Below are 17,345 nucleotides of genomic sequence, written 5' to 3' on the forward strand. Positions count from 1 at the left end.
AGCATTGTGGTATTCTCGGGCTAAAGGACCGCCCAAGTGTACACCGAGCGCACCGAATGTATCCCGAAACTCACACCAAGCGTTTCAGTCGCCCCAGCCACCCAACCGAATGAAACGCCACCTGATTCTGCTGCTTCCCCTGATGCTCGCGTGCAAGCCCGCCTCTGGAGACGCGCGGCAGGCGGAGCCGACGCAGACGCCCGCGCGAACCGCATCCTCATCGGCCGCCCTGGCGTCACGCCGTACCGCATCCACCGGTTCCGCGTCGCTGGATGCGCTGCACGCCGCCTTTGTGCGCGCGTACAATGCGCGTGACGCGGCGGCGCTGGCGGGGCTGTACACGGACAGCGCCACGCTGGTGGGGTCGTCGGGCGTGGTGGTCCGCGGGCGGGAGTCCATTCGCGACGGCTACGCACGCAGCCTTACCGCGCTGCAGGACTTCGTGATGGAAGCCGAGGCCTCGGCGGAGGACGGCGCGCTGGCGTACGAGCGCGGCGTGTACTCGCAGAACGTCGCCGCGCCCGGCCGGCCCCCGCAGGCCGTGTTCGGCACGTACCTGATGGTGGCGCGCCGCGGGGCGGACGGCGCGTGGCGCATCGAGTCGCACACGGTGAGCCGGGCCCCAGCGCGCGAGCCGGGCAGGGAATAGGGAACAGGGATGAAGGGCGTGATCTCAATGAGGGCGGGCATCATCTCCCCCTGCAGTTCCCCCGCGTGCCCCTCTGTTGAAACCTCCGCGTCCTCCGCGTGAAACGACAGAGCAGGCGAACGCAAAACAGGCCGGGATCCACACGGATCCCGGCCTGCCGCCGTTCATCAACCGAAAGCGGAATTACTCGCCGTACGGCACCCACACGTTCTTGACCTGCGTGGCCTGCCGCAGAAACTCGCGGCCTTCGCCCTGCTCGGCATCCAGCCAGTCGCGGTCGCGGCCGTAGCCCACCCAGGTGCGCTTCATGTTGCCGGCAGACAGGCGCTCCACCATGGCGCTCCCGTCCGCCGAGCCGAAGTACCACATCGCCTCCACGTCGTCGTGCGAGGCAAGGGTCTCGGCCAGTTCGTCGCGCTTGCCGGTGACGATGTTCACCACGCCGCCCGGCAGGTCCGACGTATCCAGCACCTGGTAGAAGTCCGTGGCCACCAGCGGCCACCGCTCCGAAGGCACGACGACGACGCTGTTCCCCGTGGCCACCGCCGGCATCACCGTGCTGATGAAGCCCAGCAGCGGAAACGCATCGGGACAGGCCACGCCCACCACGCCGATGGGCTCGTTCATGGCGATGGTCACGTTGCGCAGCGGCGTCGCGTGCACCAGGCCGTCGTACTTGTCGGCCCAGGCGGCGTACGTGTACAGGCGGCGGATGCTGGCCTCCACCTCGCGCTCGGCGCCGGCCTCGTCGCCGGTCATGGCGGCGATGCGGCGGGCGAACTCGTCGGCGCGGGCGCCCAGGTTCTCGGCCATGTAGTACAGCACCTGCGCGCGGTTGTGCGCCGTGCCCGCGCCCCAGCCGCGGGCCTTGTGCGCCGCCTCCACCGCGTTGCGCACGTCCTTGCGGTTGCCCAGCCCCACGTCGCCCACCAGCCGGTCGCCGGGGCCGTACACGGGCATGCTGTACCCGCTGTCCGGCCGCGCCTGCTTGCCGCCGATGTACAGCTTGGCGGTGCGGTCGATGGGCGGCAGCGAGGGCCCGCCGTTCTTCTGCTTTTCCCCGCGCGGCGGCTTGGTACGCACCGTTTCCCGCCGCGGCGCGGAGCCCTTGCCGGCCACTTCCCAGCGCGGCTTGATGTACTCCCACAGCCCCTCGCGCCCGCCCTCGCGCCCGAACCCGCTCTCCCGGTAGCCGCCGAATCCGGCCGCCGCGTCGAACAGGTTGGTGCTGTTGATCCACACCGTGCCGGCCTTGATCTTGGGCGCGATGTCCAGGGCCAGGTTGATGTTTTCCGTCCACACGCTGCTGGCCAGGCCGTACGGCGTGTTGTTGGCCAGCTCCACCGCCTCCGAGGGCGTGCGGAAGGTCATCAGCACCACCACCGGGCCGAAGATCTCCACCTGCGCCACGGTGGACGACGGCTGCACGTCGGTGAACAGCGTGGGCGGAAAGAAGCAGCCCTCGGTGGGGCAGCTCCACGACGGCTGCCAGAGCGACGCGCCCTCCTGCCGCCCCTGCTCCACCAGTTCGCGGATGCGGTCCAGCTGCACCGGCGCCACGATCGCCCCGATGTCCACCGACTTGTCCAGCGGATTGCCCACGCGCAGCGTTTCCATCCGCTCGCGCAGCCGCGCCGTCAGCTTTTCGGCGATCCCTTCCTGCGCCAGAATGCGCGAGCCGGCGCAGCATACCTGCCCCTGGTTGAACCAGATGGCGTCGACGACTCCCTCGACCACGCTGTCCAGATCGGCGTCGTCAAAGACCAGGAAGGGCGACTTGCCGCCCAGCTCCAGCGACAGCTTCTTGCCCGTGCCCGCCGTGGCCACGCGGATGATGCGGCCCACGTCGGTGCTGCCCGTGAAGGCGATCTTGTCGACGTCGTCGTGCGCGACCAGCGCGGCGCCGGTGCGGCCGTCGCCGGTGATCACGTTCAGCACGCCCGCGGGGAGGCCCGCGTCACGGCAGACCTCGGCGAACAGGAGCGCCGTCAGCGAGGTGAACTCCGCGGGCTTCAGGACAACGGTGTTCCCCATCGCCAGCGCGGGGGCCACCTTCCATGCCAGCATGAGCAGCGGAAAGTTCCAGGGGATGATCTGCCCCACCACTCCCACGCCCGTTGCGCCCGGGAACTCCGTGTCCATCAACTGCGCCCACCCGGCGTGGTGGTAGAAGTGCCGGGCCACCAGCGGGATGTCGATGTCGCGCGACTCGCGGATGGGCTTGCCGTTGTCCACCGTTTCCAGCACGGCGAACAGACGGCTGTGGCGCTGGATGTGGCGCGCGATGGCGTACAGGTAGCGGGCGCGCGCATGGCCGTCCAGCGCCTGCCACGCGGGAAGCGCCTCGCGGGCGGCGCGCACGGCGTCGTCCACGTCTTCCGTGCTCCCATGCGCCAGCCGCGCGAGGGGACGGTTGTCGGCCGGATTGCTGGTGTCGAAGTACTCCCCGCCCCGCGGATCGCGCCACTCGCCGGCGATGAAGTGCCCGAAGGTGCGTCCCCGCTCCTCCAGCCAGGCCACCGCGGGCGAGGCACTTTCGGGTGCGGGGCCGTATTCCATGGTCTCGAAGATCTCGGCGATGCTCATCAGGCTGCTGCGGGAAGGGGGTGCGACGGCGGGGCCGCGTCCCGGACGCGCGGCGGGCCTCAATCTACAGCATCCGCATCCGTTTGGCAGGCCCGCGCGCGCCCGGCGTGCGGATTGCCGTCCCACGGCGCAGTTGCGGCGCGGAACCCGCGCGCCCCGTCCCTTTCGCAGAACGACATCGCGTGACCGATCACGATCCGTATCCACCCCGCCCGCCGCTGCCGCCGGAGCCCGCCGCCGCGCCCGCCCGCCCGGACCGGTGGCAGACCCATCCGCCGCTGGACGGGGATCCAGACCCCGATCCGCGCCCGCTTCCGCCCGCGCCGCCGGCCCCGTTCACCCTGGCGCTTGCCGTCATCATCGGCGCGGTGGCGCTGGTGCAGGTGCTGGTGTTCTTCGGGGTGGGCAACGGCGCGGCCGCATGGGCCGGGTTCGGCCGGGGCGACGCGTACATCACGCCGGCCGCGATGGACCCCGCGCGCGTGCGGTCGGGTGCGTGGTGGCTGCTGCTTACGGCGGAACTGATGCACGGCGGCCCGCTGCACTTCATCCTCAACTTCAGCGCGCTGCGGTCGCTGGGAAAGTCCATCGAGTGGCGTGCGCCGCGCGGATGGGTGCCGCTGGTGTTCCTGGTGTCGGCGCTGGGGGCCTCGGTGGCGAGCTTCGTTCTGCCGCCGGACGCGCAGAGCGTGGGCGCGTCCGGCGGGCTGATGGGGATGTTCGGTTTTCTGCTGGTGATGGCGCACCGCCGCAGGCAGCACATGCCGCCGGGCTTTCTGCGCTCGCTGGTGATCAACATCGCGCTGATCGCGGGGCTGGGGCTGGTCTACTACCAGTACATCGACAACGCGGGGCACCTGGGCGGCATCGTCGCGGGCGCGGCAATCGGCTTCTTCGCCATCCCCGAAGGCGCGAAGCGGTGGGACCCGCGCGGCGGGCCGGGGCTGGAGCGGGCGGGGATCGCGTCGCTCGTCATCCTCGCCATCGCCGCGGTGATCGCCATTCTTGCCATGCTGGGCATCGCCTTTCTGCCCTGAGGAACGGGGTCTCACGCAGAGCAGCAGAGGAGCAGAGAACTGCACCGCTTCTCCTCTGCTGCTCTGCTGCTCTGCGTGATCCCTTCCTCTGGTCTTCTGGAGATTGCACCGGCGCGGCGGATTCATATTCTTACCGGAATCAGGTTCTCCCCACCCTCCCGATCTCCGCTCTCCGTGAACCAGCCGCTGGATCCCACGCCTGATCCGTCCATCGCGGAAGCGCTGCCGTACGGGTACGAGGACCCGCGCGACGGCCGGGTGGCGTGCACGCAGGCCGAGCTGATCCGGCGGTGCGGCTCGCGCCTGCTGCCGCCGCGCGTGTGGACGCCGGGGTCGGATGGGCTGGTGCGCCCGTGGGACGTGCCGATGCTGCGCGACGCCATCGGCGAGCGCATCCGTGGCCGGCACTCGGGGGTGATGGCAGTCGGCCTGCTGGTGGTCTCCGGGATCGCGGTGTTCGCCAGGGACAATCCCGGCGTCGCCGCCTGGCTCCTCGCCGGGGTGGGGCTGGCTGCGTGGTTGGCGTGGAATCCATTTCACACCCGGCTTACCCGGGACGAGGTGCGCCAGGCGAAGCAGGCCACGCGTCCCAGGATTCCGGCCGTGGCCCGCGCCGGACCGCACACCTGGCGCGACCTGGTGCCGCCGCCGTCCGAGACAACCACCGGCGAGTACGGCATGGTGTCGCGCACGAGCGGCGAGCCAGTACCGGTAGCCCGCGAGAAGCTGATCGACCTGGTGAAGCGCGGGGTGGGGCCGTCGCTGGTGTGGACGCCGGAAAGCGAGGGCGTCGTTCCCGTATGGAGGGTGCCGTTTCTGATGGACGCACTGGCCTCGCGCAACCGCCGGCAGGACGCGGTGGTCCCCGGGATGCTGCTGTTTACCGTCCTGTACACGGGGTCGTTCGGCTTGTCCGGGGCGGCTTCGAGAACATTGTCCATCTCCGCAGCCGTGCTGTTCGCGGGCTGGGTGGCGTACCTGGGTTCGGCGCGCGCACGGGCCCGGGGGATGGATGCGGAGCGGATGGAGCGGGACCTGAACGCGTTCGCCGCCGGATGGTTCCGCCAGACCGTTCCCGCGCAATGGACGACGGCGATGGTCGGCACGCTGGCGGCGACCGGACTGCTGCAGGTGCTGGCGCTCACGGCGAGCGTGCATGCGGGGGCGGTGAGCATGCGTTGGCTGGAGATGGGCGAGTGGTGGCGCCTGCTCACCGCGCCGGTCCTGCATGGCGGGGTCGTGCACTGGGCGTTCAACGTGTCCGCGCTGGACTCGCTGGGCCGGATGATGGAACGCCGCGCGCCGCGTGCGTGGCTCCCCATCACCTTTCTGCTGGCGGCGCTGGCGGGCGGGGCGGCCAGCGCGCTGCTGCCCCCGGACGGAGTCTCGGTCGGTTCCTCCGGCGGGCTGATGGGATTGTTCGGGTTTCTGGTCGTGATGGTGCGCCGCCGCCGGGCCGACTTTCCCGAGGGGTTCTCCCGCGCGCTGCTCCTCAACATCGCGCTGATCGGCGTGGTGGGCGGGATTGCGTACGCCTACATCGATAACGCGGCGCACGCGGGCGGGCTGGCGGTGGGCCTGCTGATCGGCCTGCTCGCCGTCCCCAGCGCGGCCCGGACTCCGGAGTGGACGGGCGGTGCGTGGCTGGAGTGGGCGGGACGCCTCGCCCTCGGCGTGATCCTGGCCAGCGCCGCGGCGGCGATCTTCGTCACGATCCGCATTTTTCTCCGCTGACCCTTGGAGCTGCGTGTGATGACGGACGAGATGCGGGCCTGGATCTGCGTCACCTGCGGCACCCAGTTCACGCCGTTGCCATCGCCGCCGGACGCGTGCCCCATCTGCGCGGACGAGCGGCAGTACGTGGGGCACGGCGGGCAGCGGTGGACCACGCTGGAGGATCTCCGCCGGACGCACCGCAACGCGTGGCAGCGGCTGGAGCCGGGGCTGATGGGGATCGGCACGGAGCCCCGGTTCGCCATCGGGCAGCGCGCGCTGCTGGTGCGCACGCCGGCGGGAAACATCCTGTGGGACTGCATCGCCCTCCTGGATGACGCCACCATCGACATCATCCGCGCGCTCGGCGGGCTCCGGGCGATCGCCATCTCCCATCCGCACTACTACACGACCATGGTGGAGTGGGCGCGGGCCTTTGACGCGCCCGTCCTGCTCCACGCCGCCGACCGCGAGTGGGTGATGCGGCCGGACGAGCGGATCGAGTTCTGGGACGGGGAGACGCGCGATCTGGGCGGCGGCGCCACGCTCATCCGCTGCGGGGGCCACTTCGCGGGCGGCACGGTACTGCACTGGGCGGATGGCGCGGACGGCCGCGGCGCGCTGCTGACCGGCGACATCATCCAGGTAGTCCCCGACCGGCGGTGGGTCAGCTTCCTCCGCAGCTATCCCAACCTGATCCCGCTGGACGCGGCGAGCGTGCGCCGCGTCGCCGCCGTCGTAGAGCCGTACGCCTTTGACCGCATCTACGGCGCCTGGTGGGACATGCACGTGATGGAGGACGCCCGGAACGCCGTCGCCCGTTCCGCCGCGCGGTACGTGGCGGCGCTCGAGGGAGGTGCGGACGCGGCTCCGTGACCTCCGTGCATCCTCCGTGACCTCCGTGTGAAACGGCTGTTCGCGGAATCCGCCGCGCGCCCGGGGCAGGGGACGAAACGATGGCCCGGAGCCTGCCGTACACTGAGGCCGGCGGGCGCGGACGGACTCCGCGCGCGCGGCCCGTGCAGGCGTACGCCTTGACATCGCGCGCGTTTGCGCGAGACTTGTATGTTCGGCCTTCTACACGCGCAGGAGCAGGTCACGATGGTGCAGGCAAGCTTGAAACGAGCGGCGCTGGCCGTGCTGCTGGCGCTGGGCGCGGCGGTTCCGGCCGCGGCGCAGGCCGCGCGGGACACCGTGCCGGACCCGGAAGATTCGCGTCCCCGCGGCCTGGTGTCGCGCGAGGAGCTGATGCAGGACCGGCTGCGGCGCATGGGCGTCGACAACCCGGACCCCGCGCCCCACGCCCCCCGCAACCGCGCCGACAGCGTGGAGTGGGTGCGCTGGCGCACGGCGGCCAACCGCGCCACGGGACGGCGCATCATCGTTTCCATCTACGACCGCAAGCTGTGGCTCATCAACGGCAGCGACACGCTGATGGAGGCGGCGGCCGGGGTGGGCATGGGCGTGGTGCGCGGCCCCAAGGGCATCGGCCGCGCCGACTTCAGCACGCCGCGCGGACGCCGCGTGGTGCTGGCCAAGGAAGAAAACCCGCTCTGGAATCCGCCCGACTGGCACTACTACGGCGAGCACGAGACCGTGCGCCAGTTTCCGGCGGGCGGCATCGACCTGGGCGCGGACGGCCGCGTGGTTCGCCGCGGCGACCGGCTGGGAATCCTCAAGGCCGGCCAGTTCGACAGCATTCCGGCGGGACGCCCGCTGCTGTTCAACGACGTGCTGTACATTCCGCCCTTCGGGACGGTGAACCGCAAGATCCCCGACGTGCTGGGCAAGTTCAAGCTCGACACGGGCGACGGAATCCTCATCCACGGGACCAACGACCCGCTGGCGGTGGGCTTCTGGGGAACGCACGGCTGCGTGCGGCTGTTTGACGACGACATCGCGTTCGTCTTCGCCAACGCCCCGGTCGGCACGCCGGTGTACATCTACTGACGCCGCTCTCCACGACGGCGCGGATGGCGGGACAGCGGGTGCGGTGAGCGCCCGCTGTTTCGTTTTTCCGCTCCGCACTGGCGCGGTGGTCCGCCCCTTGCGCGCGTGCGTTGGCCAACACGCACCGGGAGGCAGAGTGGGCGAGACGGAATGGACGACGACGGACAGGGAAGCGCGGGCCGGACACGTTCTGGACGCGTACAGTGAACGCAGGCGCCAGCGCCGCGGCGAAGACACCTGGTTCGGCGATCCGCGCGGACTGCGCGAAGGGGCCGAAGAAGGGCTGAACGCCGACGAGCTCAGCCGGCGCCGGCTGGATGTGGTGCAGGAGGCGGTGGGCGTGGGCATGGCCGACGAACTCGCCGAACTGATGTACGACATCTCGCGCGACGAAGGGCTGGATCCGCTGCTGGCTTTTGAGCTGGTGCGGTCCGGCATGGGCGTGCTGCCTCCGGAGGACGGGCTCGACAACGCCCCCCGGTTCGGCACGACCGACAAGTACCGCCCGGAGTGGCTGGAGCCGCCGGTGGACCCCGACACGCTGCTGCGCGAGCGCACGCTGCGGGTCAGCTTCCGCCGGCTGCGCGGCTTTCTGGAGCGGTACCAAGACCCGGCCGACGCCTTCCAGGCGTTCGCCCGCGAGCCCGACGTGGGCGCCGTGGGATACTGAAGCCGGAGACCGAACACGAAGACTGATGATGCCGGAAGACACCGCGCCCGAGAGCGCGCCGCAGAATACCCCCGAGCCCGGCGACGCCGCCGCGCCGGAAGCCACACCCACGGCCCAGGCGCCCGCCGCGGAGGCGCAGCCGGCCGATGAGCCGGTGACCCGTGAGTCGCAGGCGGAGGCTCCGGCCTCCGCCGAGACCCCGGCGGAAGCTCCGGTTTCCGCCGGGGCCCCGTCCGAAGCGCCCGCCCCGGCGGACGTTCCGGCCGTGGCGCAGAACGTTCGCCCGGAGCCGCCGCAGGGCCCGGGCTTCGTGGACCTGGGGCTGGCCCCGGAAATCCTCGTGGCGCTGGACGCGCTGGGGTACGAGGAGCCCACGCCCATTCAGGTACGCGCCATTCCCGTGCTGCTGGCCGGGCGCGACGTCATCGGCCGCGCGGCGACCGGAACGGGAAAGACGGCGGCGTTCGCGCTGCCGCTGGTGCAGCGCATTGACCCGTCCGTCCGCGGCGTGCAGGCGCTGGTGATGGCGCCCACCCGCGAGTTGGCCGTTCAGGTGGCCGAGGCCACGCAGAAGTACGGCGCGCGGCGCGGCGTTTCGGTGCTGGCCGTGTACGGCGGGCAGGACATCACCCGCCAGCTTCGCGAACTGCGGCGCGGGGTGCAGGTCGTGGTCGGCACGCCGGGGCGTCTGCTGGACCACATCCGGCGCGGCTCGCTGGACCTTTCCGGCACGCAGTACGTGGTGCTGGACGAGGCCGACGAGATGCTGGACATGGGCTTCATCGAGGACATCGAAGCCATTCTGGAGCAGCTGCCCAAGGAGCGGCAGACGGCGCTGTTCTCGGCCACCTTCCCGCCGCGCATCGCCGACCTGGCGCGGCGCGCGCTCAAGGAGCCGGAACGCGTCACCGTCGTCCCCGAAAAGCTGGACACTCCGCTGGTGCGGCAGGTGGCGTACCTGATGCCGCGGCAGCACAAGCTGGAGGCGCTGGCGCGCATTCTGGACGTGGAGGCGCCCACCTCGGCCATCATCTTCTGCCGCACCCGCGGCGAGGTGGATGAACTGACGGCGGCGCTGGGCGTGCGGGGCTACCACCCCGAGGCGCTGCACGGCGGGCTGGCGCAGGCGCAGCGCGACCGGGTGATGGCCAAGTTCCGCCAGGGCACGGCGGACCTGCTCATCGCCACGGACGTGGCGGCGCGCGGGCTGGACGTGGAGCACGTGAGCCACGTGGTGAACTACGACATTCCGCAGACGCCGGAAGTGTACGTGCACCGCATCGGCCGCACGGCGCGCGCCGGGCGCGAAGGTACGGCGCTTACGCTGGTGCTGCCGCGCGAGCGGTTCCTGCTCAAGGCCATCGAGCGCACGACGGGGCAGCCCTTTGAGCACGCCAAGGTGCCGCGTCCGGAGGAGATCCGGGCCCGCCGCCGCGGCCGCATCGTGGATTCGGTGCGTGAGGCGCTGGCGTCGCCGGACGAGCTGGAAGCGTTCCGCGACATCGTCCGCCCGCTGATGGAGGAGTTCGATCCCATCGACGTGGCGGCCGCGGCGCTGCGCATCGCGGCCAAGAAGTCGGGGACGGAAGAGCCGGGGAGCGATACGGAGATTCCGGAGTTCGACGATCGCGGCGGGCAGCGCACGGAGCGCTTCAGCAGCGGCGGCGAAGAGGGCCGTGGCCCGCGCGGGCGCCGCGACCGCCAGGAAGGCGGGCGCACGCCGGCCGGAAAGGCGACGCTGTACATCGGCATCGGCCGCCGGCGGGGGATTCGCCCGGCGGACATCGTGGGCGCCATCGCGGGCGAGGCGCGCATCAGCGGCGACCGCATCGGCGCCATCGAGATCGCGGACCAGTTCACGCTGGTGGATGTGGACGAGGCCGATGCGGACGCGATCGTGGAGAAGCTGAGCAAGGCGAGCATCCGCGGGCGGCCGGTGGCCATCCGCCGCTCGCGTGAGGATCAGGGCGAGGTGCGCGGGGCCAGCGGCCCTCCGCGCCGCGACTACGCGGACGGTCCGCGCGGCCCGCGCCGCGACGGTCCCGGACGCGGCCGTGATGGCGGCGGCGGGTACCGCGGCGGTCGCTGATCGTCTCAGCGGATGAACGAAACGGGGGCGCACCGATCAGGTGCGCCCCCGTTTTTGTTGCCGGCGGGATTCGTGTGAGGGGCGGAGTTCGCGGGCGGCCCCCACCCGGGCCGGCACCACCGGCCCACCCTCCCCCAACGAGAGCGAATAAATCCGCCGCTCAAAAAGCGGAAAGCCCCGACACCGGCTGCTGGCGCATCCGGTTCGGGGCTTCAACTGCATCACAGGCGTTCGACAGTGTCCGCCGCCGCAGTCCGCGGAGGCGGACTTCGTGGTTCTCGAGGCGCGGTTTCAACCGCCGGACAAAAACTGCGGACGCTCACCGAACCATCCTCCGCGCCGAACGGCCCCCCCTCCCCCGCTTGCGGGGCGAGGGGGCTGGGGGGAGGGGGGGTGCCCGTCGCCCGCGCCAGATCATCCGGATCGCACAAAACCGGGGTGTGCTCCCTCTCCCACGTCCGTTTGTGGGAGAGGGTCGTCGCGCGCAGCGCGCGGGGTGAGGGCTACGCCGCCGCGTCCAGGAACGGCGCGGGATGATCCGCATCCAGCAGCCCCGCATCCGCCGCGCGGCGGAACAGTTCGCGGATGGCGCGCTCGCCCTCGGGCTCCACATCCACCGAAAAGCGGTTCACGTACAGGTCGATGTGCTGCTTCGCGACGGCGTCATCCATCTCCTGCGCGTGCGCGCGGACGTACGCGCGCGAGTCTTCCGGGTGCGCAAAGGCGTGCTCGACCGAGCGGCGGATGGCGGCATCCACCTCGCGGATGGCCTGCTCGCCCAGCGCCCGCCGCGCCATGATGCCGCCCAGCGGAATCGGCAGACCCGTCGTCTGCTCCCACCACTCGCCCAGGTCCGCCACCTTCACCAGCCCGTGCTGCGGATAGGTGAACCGCGATTCGTGGATGATGAGCCCCGCGTCCACGTCGCCGCGCGCCACCGCGGGCATGATGTCGCTGTACACGACCTCGATCCCCGGCTCCGCGTCGGGCGCAAAGAGGCGCAGCAGCAGGTTCGCCGTCGTGTTGCGGCCGGGGATGGCGATGCGCTTGCCCCGCAGCGACTCGCGGTCCATCGGCTCGCGCGACACGATCAGCGGGCCGCAGCCGCGTCCCAGCGCGCCGCCGCTGCGCAGGAGTACGTAGTCGCGAAGCAGCGCGGGCGCGGCGCCGTACGAGATCTTGGTGACGTCCAGCTCCGCCGCGGCGGCCAGCCGGTTGAGCGTTTCCACGTCTTCCAGCCGCTCGGTAAACTGCATCCCGTCCGCCGGGATCCGGCCGTGCACCAGCGCGTCGAAGATGAAGGTGTCGTTGGGGCAGGGCGAGTAGCCCAGCGAAAGCGTATGCGGGTCAGCCATGTTCCGGTTCGGTCGGTGTCGGATTACAGATGCGCGGCCACGCCCCGGCCAGCGTCAGGACGGCGTCCTGCGCGGCCTCCACGGCCGGCGCGATGCGCCAGCGGGACATGTCGCGGTCTTCCACGTGATTGCTCACGGCGCGTACTTCCAGGAACGGTACCCCGTAGATGGCACAGACGTGCGCCAGCGCCGCGCCTTCCATCCCTTCGCACAGCGCGCCGAAGCGTTCCGCGCGCTCGCGGCCCAGCTCATCCGTGCCGGAGCAGGCGCTCACGGTGACGAACGGGCCGGTCCGCACCTCGCATCCGGACCACGCCAGCGCCGCGCGGGCCCGGTCCACCAGTCCTTGATCCAGCGCGAAGTCGTTGAAGACGGGGCCCGCCTCGCCGCGCCAGAGCGGAATGCCGATCGCGTCCGTGCCGATCCACCCGTCCGGCGTCTGCACGCCTTCGTCGCCGTAGACGGCGTGCGTGGCGAGCGCGACGTCGCCCAGCGAAAGCCCGGAGCCGGGGTAGGCGCCGCCGATGCCGAATCCCACCAATCCCGACACCGCGCGCGTTTCCAGCAGCGCCGTGGCCGCGTGCGCGACGTTGGTCTTGCCCATCCCGCCGGGGAGGATGATGACGGGCGTGCCGCCCAGCCGCCCCGTCCACCCATCCTTGCGGCCGATGACGACGGGTTCTCCGTCGTCGAGCGCCGCCACGAGACGTGCGCACTCGAACGGAACGGAGCAGATGAGCGCCAGTGGCGCGGAATGGGAGTTCATCACGTTAGATTCGTGTTCGATGAATCGAGATCGACGAATCTAAACGCCACGCCGGGGCGCGGAAACCGAACGCCCCGCCTTCTCTCGCCAGACCCATGCGCCGCTTCGTTCCGCTCCTGCTCGTGCTTGCCGCGTGTGGCGGGCCGGCCCGTCCGCGCCCCGTCACCGCGCCGCCCGCCCCGCCTGTGGAGGTGCAGCCCGCCGCACCCGTTCCGCCACCGATCGCGCAGAACCAGAGCGTGTGGACGCGCTCGGCCGGCCTGCGCCTGCGCGGCGAGACGGGAATGACGCCGCTGCCCCACATCTTCATGCGGCTGGAGGTGCTGCGGGCGGATACGACGGATCTGCTGCTCCGGTGCGCGGTCTGCCCCGGGGCGCCCACCGGCTGGCTGGAGCGTGGCGCGGTGGTGCACTACGCGCCACATCCGATCGACGCGGCGCGGATGGAGTTGGCGGACTTTGCGTTCGCCGTGCGGCAGGCCGCGTCCATGCGCGACATCCAGGCGCTGCGCCCGGTGATGGCCCGCACCTTTGCGGGCACGCTCGGCCCCGTGGAGGTCGGCACGCTGGAGACGCTGGCCGCGTGGGAGCGGGAGGGTTACCGCGCGCTGGACCGCATGCCTTTCCTGATGGACCGCGGGATCGTGACCGTCGGCACGACGCCGGTGTGGGCCTCGCCGCCGGAGTACGCGACCAACCCGGCCTACGGGGATCTGCGGGCGGGCTTCCGCCGCGGGCCGGATGGATGGGAGTGGGTGTTCCTGGTCGCGAACGGGCGGTGAGCGGGAGTTCGCGAGACGAGTAGACGGCAACACTCAAGGATTTGCTTGGCGGACAGTGACGCCCTCACCCCGCGTGCTGCGCACGACGACCCTCTCCCACGCACAGATGTGGGAGAGGGAGCACACGGCGGGTTTGGCACGGCGCCGAAATCCCCTGAACGAATGAATCCGCCGCTCGAACCGCGGGAACCCCCGACTCTTGGCCGCTGTCGCGTCCACGAGCAGGGCTTCAACTGCTCAATAACCAGAGATGACGTGCCGTGGCTCGCCGCCGCGCTGAGGTCTCCCCCTCTCCCGCTTGCGGGAGAGGGGGCCGGGGGGTGAGGGGTGCCCGCCGCCGATCCACACCATCCGGAGCACACCGATCCGTCGTTCTCCCGTCTCCGCGCGTCTGTTTGCACGAGGAGACGCCTCGCGAATCATTCTCCGCGTGACAAACGTCATGCGCAGGTAGTGACGTTCCGGAGTGGTTGAGGCCACCGGATCTGCACACCTTTGCAGGCACGGTGCGAACGTGCCGTTGTCCATCCGGATCCCCGTTGCAAGAAACTCCCATGTCAGCAGACCCAGACACTCCCGTTCTCCGCCCCGTCCGCGCCCGCCGTTCCCGCCGCGCGATCTCCGCACTCATGCTCGCGGCGATTTCACTGTCGATGCCCCGCGCCATGCAGGCGCAGCAGGGCGCGGCCACGCTCATCCGCAACGCGCGCGTGTTTGACGGCGAGCGCGTGCTGGACGGGCGCGACGTGCTGGTGCAGGCGGGAAAGGTCACGCAGGTGGGCCGCGGAGTCCGCGCACCGGCCGGCGCCACCCTCGTCGACGGCGCGGGCAAGACGCTGCTGCCGGGGCTGATCGACTCGCACACGCACACGTTTGGCGATGCGCTGCAGGAGGCGGTCGTCTTTGGCGTTACGACGCACCTGGACATGTTCACGGACGTGTCCATCGCGCGTACGATGCGCGCGCAGCAGGCCGCGGGACAGGCGGACGGACGCGCCGACCTGTTTTCCGCCGGAACGCTGGTGACTGCGCCGCGCGGCCACGGCACGCAGTTCGGCATGGCCATCCCCACTATCACCACGCCGGATTCCGCGCAGTCGTTCGTGGACGCGCGCATCGCCGAGGGGTCGGAGTGGATCAAGATTGTCTACGAGGATGGCCACACGTTCGGCCAGACGATCCCCACCCTCAGCCGGGAGACGATGGGCGCCGTGATCCGCGCGGCGCATCGGCGAGGCAAGCTGGCCGTGGTGCACATCAGCGACGCGGCGGGCGCAAAAGCCGCCATCGAAGAAGGCGCCGACGGGCTGGTGCACCTGTTCATTGACCGCGCGCCGGACGCGGACTTCGCGCGGATGACGGCGGGGCGCCACGCGTTCGTCATCCCCACCCTCGTCGTCCTGGCGAGCATGACCGGCACGGGCGGTGGCGCCTCGCTGGTGGATGACGCCCGTCTCGCGCCCTACCTGCTGGCGGAGCGCACGCAGGCGCTCAAGCAGGGCTTTCCGCAACGTGCGGGCGCCCCCGCACAGACGCTGGCCGCCGCGAACGAGACCGTGCGGCAGCTGCGGGCCGCCGGTGTGCCGATCCTGGCGGGAAGCGACGCGCCGAATCCCGGCACCGCGTACGGCGCCGCGCTGCACCGGGAACTGGAACTGCTCGTCGCCGCCGGCCTGACGCCCGTCGAGGCGCTCCGGGCGGCCACCAGCGTTCCCGCCACAGCCTTCCGGCTGGCGGACCGCGGCCGCATCGCCCCCGGCATGCGCGCCGACCTGCTGCTGGTGGACGGCGATCCCACGCGCGACATCACGGCCACGCGGGCGATCAGCGGTGTCTGGAAAGGCGGCGTGCCGGTCGATCGCCAGAGCCTGGCGCGGCGGGTGGCGGCGGCCCGCGCACCCCGGGCCGGCGGCGCCGCTGCCGTGCCGGGCGGGATCATCAGCGACTTCGAATCGGGCGAGCTCGCCGCGACGACGGGGACGTGGATGCCCTCGCCGGATTCGTACGCGGGCGGCACCTCCACCGGCGACGTGACCGTGATCGCGGGTGGCGCCAACGGCAGCGGACACGCCATGCAGGTGGCCGGAACCATCGCGGCGACCATTCCCTACGCCTGGTACGGGGCCATGTGGATGGCGGGGCAGGCGATGGCGCCCGTGGACCTTTCTGCCCGGCCGGGCTTCGGGTTCTGGACGCGGGGCGACGGCGGCACCTACCGTGTGATGGTGTTCGCCCAGTCCAAGGGGATGCAGCCGCTGATCCGCACATTCGTGGCGGGACCGGAGTGGCGCGAAGTCAACCTGTCGTGGACGGACTTCGGCGTCGACGGCAGCGACGTGGCGGGAATCGTGGTGGCGGGCGGCCCGCAGCCCGGCGCGTTCCGCTTCCTGGTCGACGACTTCCGCCTGCGCTGAGACACGGACCGGGGATGGTCGAAGGCGCGGCGCATCCTGGATCCGGGATGCGCCGCAATGGTTCGCGGGATGACGGGATCTCCGTCCCGGGTCGTCCCTGACCCGCCACACATGATCGCGCGATGGTGCACGTCGTCAGCGCCGCGATTGGAACAGAGAGGTACGGATGAACGTGGATTCACCCTCTCGCGGCAGGCGGCTGCTGCCACCCGGCGACGACGTCGGCTGGACGGCGTACGTGTGGCTCATCTACCTGTCGTTCCTTCTGGTAGACCCGGTTCACCACCTGCGTACGGGAACGCTGACGGCGGGAGCGGCCGTCGCCACGGTGGCGGCATTGGTGGTGTTTCTGGCCTCGTACTTCCGCGGGTTCTGGGTGGCCGGACGCGACCTGCTGCTCGTCGTGGCCGTGCAGGTGGCGCTGGGCGTTGTGATGGCGCCGGGGAACAGCGGCGCCTCGGTGTTTCTGATCTTTGCCGCCAGCTTCGCCGGGCGGCTGGAGCGCACGCGGCTCGCGGCGGCCACCATCGCCGGCATCGCGCTCATCGGCGGAACGGCGTCGTGGATGCTGCAGGCACCCATCTGGTACTGGAGTTCGTCCGTCCTCATGCCCCTGGTCATCGGCTCGGTGAACCTGCATCACGCGCAGGCCGCCAAGGCCAACGCAAAGCTGCAGATGGCGCAGGAACAGATCGAGCACCTGGCCGCCGTGGCGGAGCGGGAGCGCATCGGCCGCGACCTGCATGATCTGCTGGGGCACACCCTTTCCCTCATCGTCCTCAAGTCGGAGCTGGCGGCCAAGCTCAGCACGCGGGACCCGGAGCGCGCGGGCCAGGAGATCCGCGAGGTCGAGCAGGTGGCGCGAAAGGCGTTGCGCGAGGTCCGCGAAGCCATCCGTGGCTACCGCGCGTCGCTGGCGGATGAGGTGCGGCAGTCGGAGGCGATCCTGTCCGCCGCCGGCATTCGCGCGCGCATCGAGGTCGCCCCGGTGGAACTGGAGCGCGAGGTGGAGGAGTCGCTGGCCCTGGCGCTTCGCGAGGCGGTGACCAACGTGGTCCGCCACTCCGGCGCGGCCGCGTGCGGTGTGCGCCTGTACGCGGAGGGCGGCGAGTGCGTGCTGGAGGTGGCGGATGATGGACGGGCGGGGATGGTGACGGAGGGGAACGGGCTGCGCGGGATGCGGGAGCGGATCGCCTCCGTCGGCGGCACCACCCGTGGCGGAAACGGGCCGGATGGCGGCGGGATGCGCATCATCGTCCGCGTCCCCGCGCGGCCGGGTCCGGGCGTGGAAGCACGGCCGCGGGCCGTGGCGGTGCCTGCGTGAGGGGGCGGGA

The 17,345-nt window shown here is 71.2% G+C and carries 13 protein-coding genes; 10 read left to right on the forward strand and 3 right to left on the reverse strand.

What is annotated here, in order from left to right; all coding sequences use genetic code 11:
* Positions 1-109: 109 nt before the first annotated feature.
* Positions 110-649, forward strand: a complete 540-nt coding sequence (locus tag HNQ61_RS18620) for a YybH family protein (protein ID WP_170032276.1) — start codon at positions 110-112, stop codon at positions 647-649.
* A gap of 183 nt (positions 650-832) precedes the next feature.
* On the opposite strand, the gene HNQ61_RS18625 is transcribed toward HNQ61_RS18620, so the two are convergent.
* A complete protein-coding gene (locus tag HNQ61_RS18625) occupies positions 833-3,235 on the reverse strand; it encodes an aldehyde dehydrogenase family protein (protein WP_170032273.1) in 2,403 nt (800 codons plus the stop codon).
* Positions 3,236-3,417: 182 nt separating this feature from the next.
* Here HNQ61_RS18625 and HNQ61_RS28820 point away from each other — a divergent pair, with 182 nt between their 5' ends.
* The 6 genes from HNQ61_RS28820 (at position 3,418) to HNQ61_RS18655 (ending at position 10,694) form a co-directional block, all read left to right on the forward strand.
* On the forward strand, positions 3,418-4,272 hold the full coding sequence (locus HNQ61_RS28820; protein ID WP_170032270.1) for a rhomboid family intramembrane serine protease: 855 nt from the start codon (positions 3,418-3,420) through the stop codon (positions 4,270-4,272).
* 174 nt (positions 4,273-4,446) lie between these two features.
* Positions 4,447-6,006 carry a rhomboid family intramembrane serine protease gene (locus HNQ61_RS29650; protein ID WP_170032267.1) on the forward strand — a complete coding sequence of 520 codons (1,560 nt, stop codon included), beginning with the start codon at positions 4,447-4,449 and terminating at the stop codon, positions 6,004-6,006.
* Between the two features lie 30 nt (positions 6,007-6,036).
* Positions 6,037-6,861 (forward strand): MBL fold metallo-hydrolase, encoded by an 825-nt coding sequence (locus tag HNQ61_RS18640; RefSeq protein WP_170035869.1) that lies wholly within the window; start codon positions 6,037-6,039, stop codon positions 6,859-6,861.
* 189 nt (positions 6,862-7,050) lie between these two features.
* Entirely contained in the window at positions 7,051-7,935 is an 885-nt protein-coding gene (locus tag HNQ61_RS18645) for a L,D-transpeptidase (protein ID WP_170032264.1), read from the forward strand.
* A 136-nt stretch (positions 7,936-8,071) separates the two neighbouring features.
* A complete protein-coding gene (locus tag HNQ61_RS18650; protein ID WP_170032261.1) occupies positions 8,072-8,605 on the forward strand; it encodes a hypothetical protein in 534 nt (177 codons plus the stop codon).
* 28 nt (positions 8,606-8,633) lie between these two features.
* Positions 8,634-10,694, forward strand: a complete 2,061-nt coding sequence (locus tag HNQ61_RS18655) for a DEAD/DEAH box helicase (RefSeq protein WP_170032258.1) — start codon at positions 8,634-8,636, stop codon at positions 10,692-10,694.
* Positions 10,695-11,197: 503 nt separating this feature from the next.
* Here the strand turns inward: HNQ61_RS18655 and HNQ61_RS18660 are convergent.
* Together HNQ61_RS18660 and mqnB are read right to left on the reverse strand one after the other, a co-directional pair.
* Positions 11,198-12,049, reverse strand: coding sequence for a 1,4-dihydroxy-6-naphtoate synthase (locus HNQ61_RS18660; RefSeq protein ID WP_170032255.1), 852 nt, complete (start codon positions 12,047-12,049; stop codon positions 11,198-11,200).
* Positions 12,042-12,815, reverse strand: coding sequence for a futalosine hydrolase (gene mqnB, locus HNQ61_RS18665; RefSeq protein ID WP_170032252.1), 774 nt, complete (start codon positions 12,813-12,815; stop codon positions 12,042-12,044). Before mqnB ends, HNQ61_RS18660 begins: the two co-directional genes overlap by 8 nt.
* A gap of 95 nt (positions 12,816-12,910) precedes the next feature.
* On the opposite strand from mqnB, the gene HNQ61_RS18670 reads away from it, so the two are divergent.
* The 3 genes from HNQ61_RS18670 (at position 12,911) to HNQ61_RS18680 (ending at position 17,335) form a co-directional block, all read left to right on the forward strand.
* Complete coding sequence (locus tag HNQ61_RS18670) at positions 12,911-13,597, forward strand: hypothetical protein (RefSeq protein ID WP_170032249.1); 687 nt, start codon at positions 12,911-12,913, stop codon at positions 13,595-13,597.
* A gap of 653 nt (positions 13,598-14,250) precedes the next feature.
* The gene (locus HNQ61_RS18675; RefSeq protein WP_183685755.1) at positions 14,251-16,011 is read left to right on the forward strand and encodes an amidohydrolase family protein; all 1,761 of its coding nucleotides are present in this window, start codon (positions 14,251-14,253) and stop codon (positions 16,009-16,011) included.
* Positions 16,012-16,177: 166 nt separating this feature from the next.
* Positions 16,178-17,335, forward strand: a complete 1,158-nt coding sequence (locus HNQ61_RS18680; protein WP_170032243.1) for a sensor histidine kinase — start codon at positions 16,178-16,180, stop codon at positions 17,333-17,335.
* The last annotated feature ends 10 nt before the right edge of the window (positions 17,336-17,345 follow it).

This window comes from Longimicrobium terrae, from assembly GCF_014202995.1.
In the GTDB taxonomy this organism is placed as follows: domain Bacteria; phylum Gemmatimonadota; class Gemmatimonadetes; order Longimicrobiales; family Longimicrobiaceae; genus Longimicrobium; species Longimicrobium terrae.